The sequence below is a fragment of the Erythrobacter sp. JB2-19 genome, assembly GCF_057365005.1.
The window spans coordinates 2,804,588-2,820,228 of sequence record NZ_CP200290.1 but is presented as its reverse complement, the minus strand read 5'-3'; the positions used below and the strand labels follow the sequence as shown (position 1 = coordinate 2,820,228).

Genomic DNA, 15,641 nt, shown 5'->3' with positions numbered 1-15,641 from the left:
TTCCAAGAAAAGATCAGACTTCGCCCACCACTCCCAAATTGTTCTGGCGGGGCAATTGCGCGCACAGCAACTCTCGCGAGTAAATCGCGATTGTAAAGCTTGTCGGGCTGTGAGGCTTTGTCAAAATCATAGGGGCTGTTCGCGTAGCGAATGCAGAAAGTCAACCGATTGCGGTCTAGATGAAGTCTGACAAGCGGCATAGCTTCATCTTTGAGCGCGCGCGGCCAATGGCTAGACTACATCCTATCTGAAAGACTCAAAGATGTAGTTGATCAATGTTCTCATCACCGAACCAATTTGCGAGAGTCGCGAGGGCGTCAGCGGATAACTCTTGAGTAAACAGGAGTGCAAGTCGCTTCTTTGCTCTGGAACAACAGACATAAAATAGGTTCCGGTTCCGCTCATATGCCTCCTGCTTGCCAACCGGCACTCCCGTTTGGGTCCATTCTAGCATCTGCCCAAAGTTGTACTTATTCCAGCCCCTGCCAACGACCACCAGAACGTCGTCAAACTCAAGCCCTTTTACGCCATGCTTAGTTTCGAAAGGAGAATGTCCAGACAGATAGCGGGTTAGGCCAGCCACCTCGGAGTATGGAAGCATCCTCAAGGACTTTAGCTCGCCAATTCTCCGATCAGGATCGTCAACTTCAGCCTGTTCCAAAAGCATTTGATCAAGCTTCAGCACGTCATCAGGAAGTGGAATGACTTCCGCGTCATTTATGAAACTCAAGACCTCCCCTATCGATGCATTTGTCATCAACTCATTCAATTGCTCCATATGCTCGGACCAGCGCACCTTATCGCCAGCGCCCTTTATGCTTGGAAGTTTGGACGAAAGGGCGTCCATCATCCCCCCATATCTTTTCTCTGAGAATGCGATTCGAGCAGGTTCTATTGTGCGTGTAAGAAACTTGAGGTGCGGTTGATCGGGAAGGAGAAAGTCATCGTTGAACGTGAAGTTGGAGGCTATTCCTAGATAGCCTTGCTCCGTCGCTAGTCCCTTGTGGGTGAGCATCAATATTCTTGAAGACGAGTCGTTCAAATCCCAACCTTGATCTGTCAGATTTTCGAGAACCAGTTCGTAGGCCACTCGAGCCGCGGTGGCTGGCAAATCCCCTTTCCAATGTCCTCCGCCTTGCCCCCCTCTCCGTTCGCCTGTCCAACCATTCGTGTGAAAGGCTTTGATCGACCCAATGCTATCGGGATCCTCTGGAAATTGCGGTAGTTCTGGCCGCATCTGATTGAGCTTGGCAACGATCGTGCTCGTGGATCGAAAATTTGCTTCTTTTCCGATGGTGGCGATGTTGGGGTGATCAATTTTTCCGCATCCAGGTCCATAGATCTTCTGCCAATGGTCACCAAAGAAACCAAACTGAGGCCCAGTTTCCCCTTCAATGAAATGCTCGACTATTGCGTTTGCCCATTGAATGTCTGTGTCCTGATATTCGTCGATGAGGATCACAGGGAACTTTGCGGTCATGATTGTGCGAAACTTCGCATGCTGCATCATTTCAACAGTGAGCGGGATCACATCATCGTGATGAAGCGAAACAACGTCATCTGTAACGAAGCGAAACCCAAGATTGTATTCGATCCGTCGATCGTCGATCTCACCGACCTCCTCGAGTTTCGGTACCCAGGCCTGAAGCTTAGTCACTTCTTCCAACAGTTGTCTTTGGAACGGGCTTATAAGGTGCCAGCAGAATGAGTGGATTGTTGCGACTTCGATTAGAGGATGATTATCGATCCGTTCTTCGATCTCGTCCTTTGCGGCGTTCGTGTAGGTGATACATGCGACACGCTGTTGTTTTTTGGCAAACTCGCCTTGGCGCTGATCTATTAGCCAACGTAATGCTCTGACCAATGAATATGTCTTTCCAGCACCCGCTCCGGCTTCCAATCTAAAGGAGTGACGCGCCTCCAATTGATTGATCACTTTCGTCAATGCCTCTCGACTCGCTTTTTCAGCGGGAGATAGATCCTGGTCAACCATCGCTAGCACCAACAGCAGCCCCATCGCCGCCCGTGACGTCTGTCCTCAGCCAAACTAGACCATCTTCAATGTACTTAGGCGTCTCCCACTCATTGTCATAAACGGCATAGTGTAACGCAAACGCGGATTTTTTCTCTTGTCCGGCGAGGCGTTGCGCTTCTTTTTCAGCGTCGATGGCGTTGTCCTCAACGAGTTCAAATTTTTCGTAGTTCTTTAGAACAAACGCGTCTTCAAACGTCCGCCCGCATGCACCCGAGTGATGTTCGATTGTTTGATAGGCAATACGAAGCTTGCCATCAGTTTTGTCAACTTCGCTCTTGGAATGGAGGCTTGCCAACTCGCATGGGTCCTCGCCGAACCAGTTGCGGAGCGTGACGTTGCTCGTTCTGCCCCCTTCAGAGACCACTTTCCCCTTCCATTGTCCCGCCCCATCGTCTTGTCCGACCGCATCGACGTCGGTGACGATCAAGGTCTTAAGCTCGAGGAATTGAAGGAACTCGAAGAAATGGTGCGCGTATGCTCCGCCAACTTCGATAAGGGTGATGTACTGAGCCGTCGCTTCTGGTTTGCCATCATCAAGAGGGGCGAGTTTGCCAAGCATAACCGGGACCATAAGCCTTTCACTCATTCCCTCGACAAGAATTGCCTTGTCGGCAAAAAAGAGATCGCAACGAGTTAGCGTTATGTATTTGTGTAGGAAATCTCTGACCCCAGGATCGATATCTTTCAGTCCTTGGCGAAGATCTTTCACCGTGGCCGTCCGAATTCCGTCAATGCCTGAGGATTGAGCGCAAAGGAAATAACGAATGCACTCAAAACCCGCCTCATTGGCAATGTGAGACGAGTGAGTCGAAACAACGAATTGTACGGGCCACGACTCCGCGGTCGCGTCGGCTTCGACTAGGTTGGTAACCAGTGCCTCCAGTTGGCGAATGAAGACTTCCTGCATTTGAGGATGAAGATGCGCTTCCGGTTCCTCAATAAAGATCACCTGCATGCCCGGAGTTTCATCTGCGGAACGGTAACGTTTGAAGAAACTAACGATCCGCATGAGAATCAGGATCAGGTTGCGCACGCCTAGGCCGTTGTATGACTCCGGGAGCGCAATTCCGGAGTAGCCTTTGTATCTGACTGTCGTGAAGTTTGAGATTAGGCGGGCCACCTCAAGAGTGATCTCTGTTAGCAACTCGGTGTCATTCAAAGCACCGAAACCAAACGTGCTTAGTTGCGGTAGGAGCTTGTCGAGTTCTCCCCTGACGTTCTCCTCTAACGTTGCTTGGACATCTTCAATGGCTCCTTCGAGAGACTCAGCCAGTTGTCGATCATTTGGATCTGCATTCGGTTCTCGTGCGGCCAAGAACAGTTGTTCCAAGACTCGCCCTAAGATGTCAGCTTCACCTTGAGACTCGTCGTCAAGTCCGCGCTGCGCGTTGATAAAGCCTGTGTTGAGCAGCGAAGATAGGTTCGACGGGGAGATCGTGCCGCGGTTGGTAGAATCATTCGGATCCTCAGCCCACATTTCAACTCCAAAATTTGCCTTTAGTCGATCTCGAATCAGTTGCAGGAGCTTCCTTTGGTTCTCCAGAACATCAAGTTGACCAGGAGCGTCAGCGAAGAGATCCACTATTCGCCCATCCTCGAGCGAGAATCGCAAAACACATACCGCCACATCAGCGGCAGGATCCAAGTCGACTATAAATGGAGACAAAGCACCATAGTCTGGAACCGTTGGATCATATTTAAAAAAGAGTCTTAGTTCGATTGCCGGAAGAAGCTCTCTGACTTCCTCTTCAGGCCTTCCTTCTGCATAGGCCGCAGCCGCGCTAACAAAGTCGGAATAAGATGCGGTGGAGAAGTCCTCGATCGCGAAACTCTTACCTCGATCATCTAAGAATCTCCTGAGAATCTCATAGAGTGAAGTCTTCCCGCTGTTGTTTCGTCCTACGACTACGGTCGTCTGGTCCTCGAGGTCCAATTCTATGTCAGACAGAAGGCGAAAGTTCTTAACTCTGATACGGTCAATTTTCATACTTGCACCCTGTCAAATGAAGGGGCGTGACCTGCATCAAGCGTGCAAGAATGCCTCCTCAATCGTAACTTCACGTCATCAAACTTGAGACCGCTTTATAATATTTTGTAGCAAGTATTCGATTGATTAATTTGTCAATCAAGTAATTATAGCAGTGATCAAGGAATGCGTTGCCGTTAACAACATTGGTAGCAAATTCCAGAGCCGCCGAGGGTGGGGTCCTATACCGCATGCGGACAGGAAGTTCTTGAGAAGGACCCTCGGTTCAGTCAGCAGCGCTCACGTGCTTACTCCGTGATTGCTGGAGTAGCACTACCGAAACTCAGAATGTCCTAAGTTATTGCAAAGGTGGTGAGTCCTGCTGGGTTCGAACCAGCGACCTACTGATTAAAAGTCAGTTGCTCTACCGACTGAGCTAAGGACCCACACATGGCATGGAATCGCGCCGCAAGCAGCGCTGCCGGAGCGCTCACCTAGATAGAGCGCGCTGCCTGGTCAAGCGTGCATTGAGCTGGCTTAGAAAAAGTCCGCTTAAGGGATCGCGCCAAGTGGGCGCAATTGCCGCAGCGGGTCCGAGCACAAAGCGGCGTTCGTGCATGCGTGGATGCGGGATCGACAGCCGTTCGCTGGCCCATATCCCCCCGCTCCAAAGAATGATGTCGAGATCGAGTGGGCGCGCACGCCAGCGCCGCCCGCGGCGGGTCCTACCGAATTCCCGCTCGATTTGCTGCAGGGTATCCAGCAGAGCAAGAGGTGTATGCTCGCATTCGATAACGGCGGCCGCATTGGCATAAGTGTGCTGGGACGGGCCAATCGGAGCGCTCGCTATAATCGGAGAGACAGCGAGCATATCACCAATATCGCCGAGCGCTGAAAATGCGGTGCGCACCACCTCTCGCGGCTGGCCAATGCCCGGCACGCGCATATTGGAACCAAGCGCGATCAGGTAAGTGTGAGCGCTCAAACCGGCGACCTCAAATGTCTTCAGCAATTCTGCCATAAAGCTGCGGGCGGCGATCTCTAAAGAAACCCATGCCCGCCCGGTGCTTCGCAGCGCGGGCAAGATCGAGCTCTGCGATCAAAACGCCGCTCTCCTCCGCACCATATTCCGCCACCAGATCGCCCCACTCATCGCTGATGAACGAATGGCCGTAGAAATTCTGAGCGGCCTCAGCCGGGCCCTCTACGCCGATACGGTTGCTGGCGACCACGGGCATGCAATTGGAGACGGCATGGCCGACCATCGCCCTGCGCCACATGCGGCTGGTGTCGAGCTCGGCGTCATAGGGCTCCGAACCGATCGCAGTGGGATAGAGCAGCACCTCTGCCTCTTTCAGAGCCATCACGCGGGCTGCCTCTGGATACCATTGATCCCAACAGATGCCTACGCCGATGCGCGCGGTTTCTCCGCCGCCCAGTGGCACGTCCCATACTTTGAAGCCATCATTGCCAGGCCGGAAATAGAACTTTTCCTCATAGCCTGGCCCATCGGGAATGTGGCTTTTGCGATATGTGCCCATGATTTCGCCATCAGGGCCGATCATCGCGAGAGTATTGTAGTAGTGGTGGCCGTCACGCTCAAAAAAGCTGGTCGGGATCGTGACTTTGAGGCTCGCCGCTAGCTCACGCATGGCGATGACGCTCGGATGCTCTGCCGTTGGCCGTGCCAGGGCGAACAGCGCTTCGTCTTCCTCACGGCAAAAATAGGGGCCAGAGAAGAGTTCGGGCGGCAGAATTAGCTGAGCGCCCTTAGCTGCAGCTTCCTTCACCAGAGCGCCGACGGCAGCGATGTTCTGAGCTTCGTCCTTGTGTCCAAGGGCAAGCTGAAGGGCGGCGACGGTAAGCTGGGTCATCGCGCGGATTTACCTCGTTCTGCTACTGCCGCCGCTGTTAGCGATCATTCAGCCTTCTTGAACAACAGCGTCATGCGATCGCTCTCACCAATCGCCGTCAGCTCCTCACGCCCCTCATCACCGCCAGCAAAGCTGGGCGGCAAAGACCATACGCCGTTCGGGTGATCGGTGGTGTCATTGGGGTTGGCATTGATCTCAGATGTATCGACAAGTTCAAAGCCTTGACCCTCGAAATAGGCGATCAGTTCCGCCTGCTTGAGGTAACCTGCATTGCCATCTGCAAACTCATCGCTCGCATCCGCTTTGGCGCGGTGCTGGACCACGCCCAGCATGCCGCCGGGCTTCAAAGCCGCTTTAAGAGCCGTGATTTCGCTGTCATCAATGCCCCAACGTTTGAGGTTGTGCATCATGCGAAAGATCAGCACGCGGTCGACCGTGCCATTCAGCTCCTCAGGCATCGCATTGCCGAAATAGAACGGCAATTTCTCCGCCGGAATGCCAAGCGCCTCAGACTGCGTCGCCGCGAAAGTTTCGCCGCCCTCGCGCACGCGGGCAACGAATTCCTCGCCAATGCTGGCGCCCGCCTCTGGTGGGAAGCCAACCGCAATATAGCTGCCCTCATCGCTCACCAAAGGTGCCAGGATACGCGTGTACCAGCCGCCGCCTGGCGCATATTCGATGACGGTGTGGTCAGGCTGCACTTGAAAAAACGCCAGCGTCTCAGAGGGATTGCGAAAGGCATCGCGCGCCTTGTCATCCGCGCGCAGATCAGCGGTCAGCACGGTTTCCAGCGCGCTGCCCTGGGCCGCTGTTTCAGCGCCGCCGTTCTCACCCGCATCAGGCGCACAAGCCGACAGGGCAAATGCGCTCGCGGCGGCTAAAGTCAGAGATCGCATCATGGGTTTTCTCCTTGGCGTGAGCCTCAGTTCGCTTTCTTGAAGAGCAGCGTCATACGGTCGCTTTCGCCGATGCTGAGATACTCGCTGCGGCGGGGATCATCTTCGCCAGTAGCGAGGACCGGAGGCAACGTCCAAACGCCGCGCTCCCAATTGGCTGGATCTTGCGGGTTGGCATTAATTTCAGACGATGCGACCAGTTCGAAACCTGCCGCCGTAAAGACCGACAATAGGCGCTCGGTCGGAATATATCCTGGAACCGGATTATAGTCGTCAAAATTCGCCCCTTCAGGCGCGCGGTGCTGAACCACGCCGACCATTCCATCATCCTCCAACATCGTGCGAATCACGCCAAGAACTTCGTCTGCGCGGTTGCCGTTGACGAGACCGTGCATCGAACGAAAGATCAAAACGCGGTCGACCGTGCCAGCCACGTCTTCTGGCATTTCATCTGTTTCAAACGCGGTGACAGCATCGGCCTCAATGCCCATCGCCTCAGCCAAGCCTGATTTGAAATTTTCAGTCCAGCTCTTGGTGCGCGCTTCTTGTGCCCGTGTTCGGTAATTGCGGCCATCGCTGTCTTGGTTGATCGCCATATATTTGCCAGCAGGCATCAAATAAGGGGCGAGCACTCGGGTGTACCAGCCGCCGCCAGGCCCATATTCAACCACTGTATGGGTCGGCTCAACCTGAAAGAACGCCAGTGTTTCGGCCGGGTTGCGATATTGATCGCGCGCACGGTCGTTATCGCGACGCTCATGCGCCAGCACTTCGGCAAGACTAGGCGCAGCAACATTATCTTCAGCCATCGCAGGTGTCACTGGTGACAGCGCTGCGAGACCAGCGAGAGCGGCAAAAGGGGCAAAAAATAGGGGCTTCATTGGAGGTGTCCTCATTTTGATCGAACGATTGCGCCCTTCAATAGCCGCTGAGCGGGCGAAGACAAGTTGCCCATCGACCGACGTGTGACCAGAACGGGCTAATGACAAACCGGCTCAGTGTTCTTATCTCCTCACCCAACAAGGAGTTTTGATCGATGGAACAGGCAATTGTTGCAGGTGGATGTTTTTGGTGCACCGAAGCAGTCTTTCGCGATGTGGTCGGCGTGAGTGAGGTGGAAAGCGGCTACATTGGCGGCGATAATCCCAACCCGACCTACAAAGAAGTGTGCAGCGGAACGACTGGTCATGCCGAGGGTATCCGCGTGACTTTCGATCCAGCGACAATCAGCCTGCCAGAGATTTATGATGTGTTCTTGGGTACCCATGATCCGACCCAGCTGAACCGCCAGGGCAATGATGTCGGCACCCAATACCGCAGCGCGATTTTTCCGCTCAGCGATGCTCAGCGGGAAGAAGCAGAAGCCGCGATTGGGCGCTGGAATACGGAAAATTCTGGTCAAGCTGTGACCACGATTGAAGGGCCATGCGAATGGTATTCAGCGGAGAATTACCATCAGGAATATTGGGATGGTGAGGGCCAAAGAAACCCATATTGCCTGGCGACAATCCCGCCGAAACTGATGAAGTTGCGCAAAAGCTTTCAAAACAAGGTGAAGGCGTAACGTGCGGCTGATCTATGCAGCTTGCCCGGTCATATACTGCCAATCACAAGGTGCTGAGCGACGGCTCGGTAGCGTTTGAATGTTCGCAAGATACGGCCGAATGGCCCTGGCTTGCTCTGCCCGCACAACATCCGCTTGTAATCCAGACTCAAAATTTCTGGACTAGTGTTGGCGCCACCGCCGCCCTGGGTACGCGTGATGACAGCAAATGGAGCGCGCTGACCTGGACGGATTGGACGCTGGACGATCTTAATGCGGGTCAGGCAGCGCGCGGGTTCTTTGCCCTCAGCGGGGATGACGGCGAGCTGGCGTTTAGAACCGAGTTGTTTGATGCGCAGGATCGCCCAATTGCGCGCATGGGCGGCAAGGGTGTTGTCTTCAGAACTCGCAACTTTGAGAAATGGCGCGAAGACTCCAAAGCCTCGGCCATGCAAGATGCACCTGCTTCGATGCAGTTTGGCTATGCGCCGCGCGAGTTACTGGGCCTGACGGAACGCGAGCCGCCATTGATTGGCCCTTTGGTGGATCTCGCAGGAGGGCCTTGCCGCGACCGCGCTTGTCACTAGGGAAAATGGCCTGATGCCCGGCCATCCGTTCTTCAGCGGATCAGGTGACCATGTGAACGCGCCACATCTCGCGGAATTGGCACGGCAGACGGTGAGCCTCCTATGCGAAGGCTCGGCTGTACTGATTGCACATGGTGAGATGGATATGCACCGTTACATCGAGCTGGGCACAGCGATTTCGATCACGATTGAGCAGCAACAAGGCCAAACTGCTGTGCTCCGTGTCAGCCAACTTGGCCGGTCCTGCGCGGTGCTGAATATGACATGGGTTGAGGTCTGATTATTCCGGTTTCATGAACCGGGCGATAAAGAACCCATCGACCCCGCCTTTATCGGCCAACATGCCAGGATGCGTGCGGACGTGCCCCTCTTCGCTCGGCTCCATTCCATCGGGCAGTTCATCTGCGGTCACAGGCAATAGCTTCAGCCCGTGCTCATCGGCGATGCGGCGCGCCTGGGCCTCGCCTTCTTCAGGCTCCAAAGAACACACAGCGTAAATCAACGTACCACCGGGTTTCAGCCATTGGGTAGCGCGTTCGATCAGCATGATCTGAAGGCTAGTCATCTCTTCAATCTGGGCGCCGCCAATACGGTGGAGCACATCGGGGTGGCGGCGGCAGGTGCCGGTCGCGGTGCACGGCGCATCGAGCAGGATCGCATCATAGTGATGCTTTGGCTCCCACTTGGCGGCGTCGGCGCGGACGGGGGAGGCCTTAAGCCCGGTGCGTTTCAAATTTTCCTTGAGCAAACCAAGTCGCCGCTTACTGATATCGAGCGCCGTTACGTTCCAGCCTTGCGCGGCCAGTTGCATGGTCTTGCCGCCGGGCGCAGCGCAAAGGTCGAGCGCGTGACGACCTTCGCCATCTCCGAGCAGATGCGCGGGCAATTGCGCGGCCAAATCCTGCACCCACCAATTGCCATCGGTAAAGCCGGGCAGTTTTTCGACCGAGGTTCCGCGCGGCAAGCGGATATGGCCCGGCGCGAGGCTGACCCCGCCCATGGCCACCGCTTGTTCAGCCGTGCTGGACGGATCTTTCAAACGCAGATCAAGTTCTGGAGGATCGGCTAATCCCGGCGCAATTTGTGCAGCCCTATCGCCCCACCGCTCCTGCGCTCGCTGAGGCAGGTTGGGCGCATCTGGCAGGGTCAGCTCTCGTTTAATCAAAGCGGAAAAGACACCATGCGCCAGCCGGCGTGGACCGCCAGATAGCAGCGGCAGGCCCGTCGCGATCACCGCATGGGGCGGCGTGTTTAGCCGTAAAGCCTGAGCCAGCATCAGGCGCAAAACGCTGCGCACTTTTACATCATCAGCCAATCGTTTCTTGGTCGCGCTGTCGATCAGCGCGTCAAAATCGCCAAGCCAGCGCAGAGCCTCGCTGACAATCGCACGGGCCAGCGCTTTGTCCTCACCAGTGTGCAGTTTGCGAGTGGCCGCGCCCTCGGCCTGCTCCAAAGTCTCACCCCGGCGCAAAACAGCGTCGAGCATTTGCAGCGCAGCGCGGCGCGCGGGAAGTCCAGAAATACTTGGCATGGATCAGGCGAATAGCCGCACTTGAAACTAAGCGCCAGCTCGCGCATTTCTAATATGCGATGACAAAACAGAAATCAGAAGCTGCGAAGAATTTCACCAAGCCTGCGCATTGGGGCAATGACCCGGTGCCTAAGCCGAAAGTGGTCGATCCGCTAAAGGACGAACCGCGCGAATTATCGCCGACACGCTATGGCGATTGGGAGCGCGAAGGCATCGCCTGGGATTTTTAACATTCCAGATTCATGGTCAGGATCGACAGTTCGCCCGTGGCGAACCGCAAGGGCGACTGCCCGCCCGGAGCGATGCGATCTATGGTCGCATTAGTGAGGAAATCGCACGCCGGATGGCGTACGCAAATCAAAGAGGCTTAAATTCTACCTTCAGGCCATCTTTTGGCTGAGGGATTGGCCAGGCTTGCCAGTCAGGATCATAGCCTTCCTCAACCACGATCTCATACCGCTGCAATATCTGCGTGATCAGCACTTTCACTTGCATGTAGGCAAAATGCAGACCCAGGCACATGTGCGCGCCGCCGCCAAACGGCACCCAGGCGTATTTGTGCCGTGCCTTCACCTGATCGGGTGTGAAGCGCATCGGATCAAAGGTGTAGGGATCGTCCCAATAATCCGTGCTGTGATGGGTCCAATAGATGTTGATACCCACCGGCGTGCCCGCAGGAATGCGATAGCCGTCATATTCAAAGCTCTTCAGTGCGCGGCGCGGCATTGATGGAACTGGCGGCATGATCCGCAAAGATTCCTTGAATGCCATCTCGGTCAACTCAAGCTTGCCCATATCATCGTAATCAAGCGGTCGCGGCTCGCCCGAGCCATCTGGCCCGCCTGTAACCGCCATGATCTCGTCGCGCAGCTTTGCCTGCCATTCCGGGTTCTTGGCTAGCAAATAGACCAGCGAGGTTGCGCTTGATGTGATCGTGTCATGCGCGGCCATCATCAAGAAGTTCATGTGATCGACCACTTCATCGACCGGCAACAGTGATCCATCTTCACGGGTCGCCGTGGCGAACTGGCTGAACATGTCCTGCCCGCCGCCCTCGGCCCGGCGGCGATGTGTTTCCTTGGTGAAATAGTCCACCAGGAATGCGCGGCCATCAACACCCCTTTTCATCTTCGTGAAAGGAAGGGGGATCGCACAGGTGCGACCGAAGCCTGTACCATGTCGACGAAAGCTTCGTTGATCTTATCGGCCTCTGGCCCCCACTCAATCCCGATGAAACTGTCTGCTGCCAGATCAAGCGTCAGCTTCTTGATAGCTGGATAAAACTCCATCTTGCCTGCCCAGCTCGCGACTTCAGCTGACATGCCGTTGTTCAATGCACCAGAATAATGACGCATGGGGCCTGGCTTAAACGCAATCGACAGCGCTCGGCGATCGATCCGGTGGTGATCGAAATCGAGCAGCATCAATCCGCGTGGGAACAATTGATCGAGCACCGGGCCCCAGCCCTGTTCGCTGGAGAAGATTTTCTCCTTATTGAACATGACCAACTCATTGGCCTCCGCGCCAACCAAAGCGACATTCCAGCCGCCAAAGGCGCGGTTCTTATAAACCCGGCCATGGGTCTCAACCATATTGCTGGTGAAAGCGTGGGGGTCGGCCAGCATCTTGAAAGTGTTGCCCACAACGGGCCACCCAGCATCGCCGGGAATATGCGCCAAATCTTCAGGCTCTGGATTGCCCTCCGTCCAATGGGTCGGCGGCGTCTCTTGCGCTTTTTCAGCGGCGGCGTTTGTGTCGGCGAGCGTGGCCATCAGCGCGTCCTTGATAAGGTTCGGATTTACAACTTACCTCACTGTAAGCAGCGATGGCTATCAAATCCAGCGTGATCTGCGAAGGCGCGCTAAATCCAGCCGCCCAGTTCGCGCTTCACCATGCTTTCAAGCAGCGTAAGGCCGGATGCGCTGGTGTTCAGGCAATCGAGCACGGCGTAGTCTTCCCCGCCAGCTTCTTCGAATATCTCCGCCCCTTCTAGCGCGAGCTCTTCAAGCGTCTCGACACAATCAGCCGAGAATCCTGGGGCGGCGACGGCAATGCGCTTCGTCCCCTGCTCGCCTTCTTTGGTCAGCGTGTCGTCAGTCGCCGGCTCAAGCCATTGAGCCGGGCCAAAGCGGGATTGAAAGCTTGTCTCAAACCGCACGCCAGCAAATTGCGGCAGAACTTCTAAGCGTTCGCGCAGCAGGCGCGCGCTCTTATGGCAATGGCAATGATAGGGATCGCCTAGCTCGAGAGTGCGCAAAGGCATGCCATGGAACGATAGCAGCAGCACCTCCGGCTTGAATGTCAGAGCCTCAACCTGCCGGGTCAGATCTTGCGTCAGCGCGTCAAGATAGGCCGGATCATCATGATAGGGCGGCAAAAACCGCAAAGCCGGTTGCCAGCGCATCTCGCCCAGCACCCGTGCGACCTCGTCAAACACAGTGGCAGTCGTCGCGGCGCAATATTGCGGATAGAGCGGCGCGATCAATATCCGGTCGCAGCCCGCCTCGGTCAGTTTGAGCAAGCGCTCTTCAATGGATGGCGAGCCATACCGCATGGCATATTCGACATGAACGTTCTCGCCCATTTTCCCGGCAATCGCTTCGGATTGGCGCGCGGTGATATCGGCAAGCGGCGAGCCGCGCTCTGTCCAAACCTTGGAATAGGCCTTGGCGCTTTTCTTTGGCCGGGTGTTGAGAATGACCCCGCGCAGCAATGGCTGCCATAGCAAGGCCGGAATCTCGATGACCCGGCGGTCTGAGAGGAATTGCTTGAGATACGCCTTCACGGCGCCAGGAGTAGGGGCCTCTGGCGTGCCCAGATTGATCATCAGGACGCCAACCGATCCGCTAGAGACAGGCGGGTGGTCGTTTGGCAGAAACTGCGGCTGCCAAGTCATGAGCGTTTGGCGCGAAAAAGGCGTTGCTGAGCAATCATATGCCGCCTGAAAGTAGGGGCAGGCGGCGAAGTCTCAAGCCCGTGGCGGAAAACAATGCATTCGCAATCGCCGGAGCGGCTACCGCTGCTCCTAGTTCTCCGGGGTCAGCAGGGGCGGCTTCATTGGCGATAAATTCCACTTCGATCTCGGGGCAATCGGCCAGTGCGGGCAGGCCAAGCTCGTCCATATCAAGTGCCGCTGGCACGCCTTCGGAATATCGGATCGGCGCGCCCAGAGCGAGGCCGATGCCAAAGATCAACCCTCCCTCGATTTGCTGGCGCGCGATGTCGAGGTTGATAATCCGCCCGATATCAACTGCCGCTGTTAGCCGCGTGACGCGCACGCCGCCTTCACCCGCCCGCGCGGTGGCAATGCAGGCGATCCGCGCGCCAGTGGTCGCATCTCCAATCCGGTGGCAGGCAAGGCCCTGACCGCTTTGATCGGCGCCGCCGTCCCATTCCGCCATTTGTGCCGCGCGCTGCAGACAGGCGGCAAGTCTCACATCCTGGCCCAGCATGGCAATGCGGTAGGACAGCGGCTCGCGCGAGTGTTCGGCCGCGATCTCGTCAATCAGGCTCTCGGTCGCAAAGGCGGTGTAGCAATGCGCATTGCCGCGCATCCGCCCGGTCGGCAGGCCAATCTCGGTCGGCACATGATCGACGATCACGCTGGGGATGGCATAGGCCGGAACCGCGCCCTCGCAGGCGAGCGCGTCTTTTGCGCCCGCTGTCTCTCGCATGGCAGCGGATGGGGTGAGGTTTTCAAACAGGCGTTTGCCAAATTCCAGATTGCTCGGCGGGCAAGCGATCCGGGTGCGCAAGCCATCAATGCGGCCCGATCCATCCGGTGATAGCTGCGTTCCGAGCAGCATTGAAGCTGGGGTGCGCGGGCGCGACTGCACAATTTCCTCACGCCGCGACCATACGAGCTGAACGGGCGCGCCATGGCTTTCAGCGAGCTCGCGGGCGATGAGAGCAATTTCGATGGCATGATCATTTTCTAGACGGCGATCAAAACTGCCGCCTGCTGGCATTGGATAAAGGACTACATCCTCAGGCTGGATCCCGATCGCGTGCGCCGCCGCAATCCGGGCGCTCTCTGGCGCCTGGGTCGCCATCCACAGCTCCAGCGTGCCGTCTTGATATCTGGCAGTGGCGCTCGCGGTCTCCAGCGGCGCGGGGATCGCGGCTTCAACCTCATATTGTCGGGCAAAATCGATCCGGCTGATACCTTCCTCGCCAAAGCCCTCGATTGCAATGCGAAAGGAATCGCCGCCGGTGACCATTGTCTGAAGCCGGGCGGCAATCGCGCCGCTATCGGCGGGAAACTCCGTTGCGAATTGCGGTTTCATCGCGGCCAGTCCGCGCTGCGCCGCCCACCAATTGCTGGCGACTGCGGCGAGCCAACGCTTGCCCTCAATCACGCTGATGATCCCGCGCCTGCGGCGCTTGTCAAAGCCGGTCAGAGTGGCGCCATCGACCGGACCATGGCGGATCGCCGCATAGAGCATTCCGGGCAAGCGCACGTCAGCGGCAAATTGATGCGTTCCGTCCACCTTGGACGGCATATCAATGCGCGGAAAGGCCATCGGCGCGGCGTCCTCGCCCGGGACTGGCTTCTCGCCAGGGGGCGTGGTCAGCATGGGTGGCGGATCGGGTGCTTCCTTGGTTGCGGCTTCGGCGGCAAGCTCTCCAAAGGTAACGCGCCCTTCCCCGTAGCGAACAAAGCCGTTTTCGACCACGCATTGCTCCCAGGATACATCCCAACGATCAGCGGCGGCTTGAGCCAGCATGGCCCGCGCAGATGCCGCCGCGTATCGGCATGGTTCCTCGAAGGCAGCGATGCTGGTGCCATCCGCTGTCGCTGAAAAACGGGCATCGCGCGCGAATTTCGCCGCTAAGAACTCATCGCTCATCTCGGAGAGACCTTGCCCCCAACCATCCCACAGCGCCGACCATTTGCGCGCCAGCGGAATGTTGGCATAGGCGCCGCTAACCGGGGCCGGTTCGACCGCAATTTGCCGCCAGTCTGCGCCCAATTCCTGAGTCACAATTTGCGGCAAAAGGGTTGTGATTCCTTGCCCCATTTCAAGCTGCGGCACTGCCACGGTCACCACCCCATCCTCCGCGATTTTGAGCCAAGCATCGAACACATGCTCACCCTCGCTCGGGATGAGCGGGCTGGGGAAGGTACGCGGATAGAGCCACCAGGCGACCACCAAGCCGCCGCCTGCAGCGGCACCGGTGAGCAATCCGCGGCGTGTCAGCTCCATCG

At 56.6% G+C, this 15,641-nt stretch carries 13 protein-coding genes, 1 tRNA gene and 1 pseudogene; 4 read left to right on the top strand and 11 right to left on the bottom strand.

Going from position 1 to position 15,641, the window contains the following annotated elements:
- Nucleotides 1-256: 256 nt before the first annotated feature.
- The 7 genes from AC0V6O_RS13485 to AC0V6O_RS13455 form a co-directional block, all read right to left on the bottom strand.
- Entirely contained in the window at nt 257-2,017 is a 1,761-nt protein-coding gene (locus tag AC0V6O_RS13485) for a UvrD-helicase domain-containing protein (protein ID WP_472640608.1), read from the bottom strand.
- Complete coding sequence (locus AC0V6O_RS13480) at nt 1,986-4,022, bottom strand: ATP-dependent nuclease (RefSeq protein WP_486144773.1); 2,037 nt, start codon at nt 4,020-4,022, stop codon at nt 1,986-1,988. The genes AC0V6O_RS13485 and AC0V6O_RS13480 overlap by 32 nt, the downstream gene beginning before the upstream one ends.
- A 349-nt stretch (nt 4,023-4,371) precedes the next feature.
- Nucleotides 4,372-4,447, bottom strand: a tRNA-Lys gene (locus tag AC0V6O_RS13475).
- A gap of 44 nt (nt 4,448-4,491) precedes the next feature.
- Nucleotides 4,492-5,022 (bottom strand): 2-amino-4-hydroxy-6-hydroxymethyldihydropteridine diphosphokinase, encoded by a 531-nt coding sequence (gene folK, locus AC0V6O_RS13470; protein WP_486144771.1) that lies wholly within the window; start codon nt 5,020-5,022, stop codon nt 4,492-4,494.
- Nucleotides 4,997-5,875 carry an N-carbamoylputrescine amidase gene (gene aguB / locus AC0V6O_RS13465; protein WP_486144769.1) on the bottom strand — a complete coding sequence of 293 codons (879 nt, stop codon included), beginning with the start codon at nt 5,873-5,875 and terminating at the stop codon, nt 4,997-4,999. Before aguB ends, folK begins: the two co-directional genes overlap by 26 nt.
- Nucleotides 5,876-5,919: 44 nt before the next feature.
- Entirely contained in the window at nt 5,920-6,774 is an 855-nt protein-coding gene (locus tag AC0V6O_RS13460) for a class I SAM-dependent methyltransferase (protein WP_486144767.1), read from the bottom strand.
- A gap of 23 nt (nt 6,775-6,797) precedes the next feature.
- Nucleotides 6,798-7,652 carry a class I SAM-dependent methyltransferase gene (locus AC0V6O_RS13455; RefSeq protein ID WP_472640605.1) on the bottom strand — a complete coding sequence of 285 codons (855 nt, stop codon included), beginning with the start codon at nt 7,650-7,652 and terminating at the stop codon, nt 6,798-6,800.
- A 155-nt stretch (nt 7,653-7,807) separates the two neighbouring features.
- On the opposite strand from AC0V6O_RS13455, the gene msrA reads away from it, so the two are divergent.
- Genes msrA through AC0V6O_RS13440 form a run of 3 tightly spaced genes read left to right on the top strand, consistent with a single transcriptional unit; the run spans nt 7,808 to nt 9,181 of the window.
- Nucleotides 7,808-8,335, top strand: coding sequence for a peptide-methionine (S)-S-oxide reductase MsrA (gene msrA, locus AC0V6O_RS13450; RefSeq protein WP_472640604.1), 528 nt, complete (start codon nt 7,808-7,810; stop codon nt 8,333-8,335).
- A gap of 14 nt (nt 8,336-8,349) precedes the next feature.
- A complete protein-coding gene (locus AC0V6O_RS13445) occupies nt 8,350-8,901 on the top strand; it encodes a hypothetical protein (protein ID WP_486144764.1) in 552 nt (183 codons plus the stop codon).
- A gap of 13 nt (nt 8,902-8,914) precedes the next feature.
- Nucleotides 8,915-9,181 carry a hypothetical protein gene (locus AC0V6O_RS13440; RefSeq protein ID WP_486144762.1) on the top strand — a complete coding sequence of 89 codons (267 nt, stop codon included), beginning with the start codon at nt 8,915-8,917 and terminating at the stop codon, nt 9,179-9,181.
- Here the strand turns inward: AC0V6O_RS13440 and AC0V6O_RS13435 are convergent, their stop codons facing one another.
- Complete coding sequence (locus AC0V6O_RS13435; protein WP_486144760.1) at nt 9,182-10,432, bottom strand: RsmB/NOP family class I SAM-dependent RNA methyltransferase; 1,251 nt, start codon at nt 10,430-10,432, stop codon at nt 9,182-9,184.
- Between the two features lie 59 nt (nt 10,433-10,491).
- Between AC0V6O_RS13435 and AC0V6O_RS13430 the strand changes: the two genes are divergently transcribed.
- On the top strand, nt 10,492-10,662 hold the full coding sequence (locus tag AC0V6O_RS13430; protein WP_472640602.1) for a DUF1674 domain-containing protein: 171 nt from the start codon (nt 10,492-10,494) through the stop codon (nt 10,660-10,662).
- Between the two features lie 127 nt (nt 10,663-10,789).
- Here AC0V6O_RS13430 and AC0V6O_RS13425 read toward each other — a convergent pair.
- The 3 genes and pseudogenes from AC0V6O_RS13425 to AC0V6O_RS13415 form a co-directional block, all read right to left on the bottom strand.
- A pseudogene (locus tag AC0V6O_RS13425) lies at nt 10,790-12,204 on the bottom strand (cytochrome P450).
- 89 nt (nt 12,205-12,293) lie between these two features.
- A complete protein-coding gene (gene hemH / locus AC0V6O_RS13420) occupies nt 12,294-13,328 on the bottom strand; it encodes a ferrochelatase (protein WP_486144758.1) in 1,035 nt (344 codons plus the stop codon).
- 34 nt (nt 13,329-13,362) lie between these two features.
- A complete protein-coding gene (locus tag AC0V6O_RS13415; RefSeq protein WP_486144756.1) occupies nt 13,363-15,639 on the bottom strand; it encodes a molybdopterin cofactor-binding domain-containing protein in 2,277 nt (758 codons plus the stop codon).
- Nucleotides 15,640-15,641 lie beyond the last annotated feature (2 nt).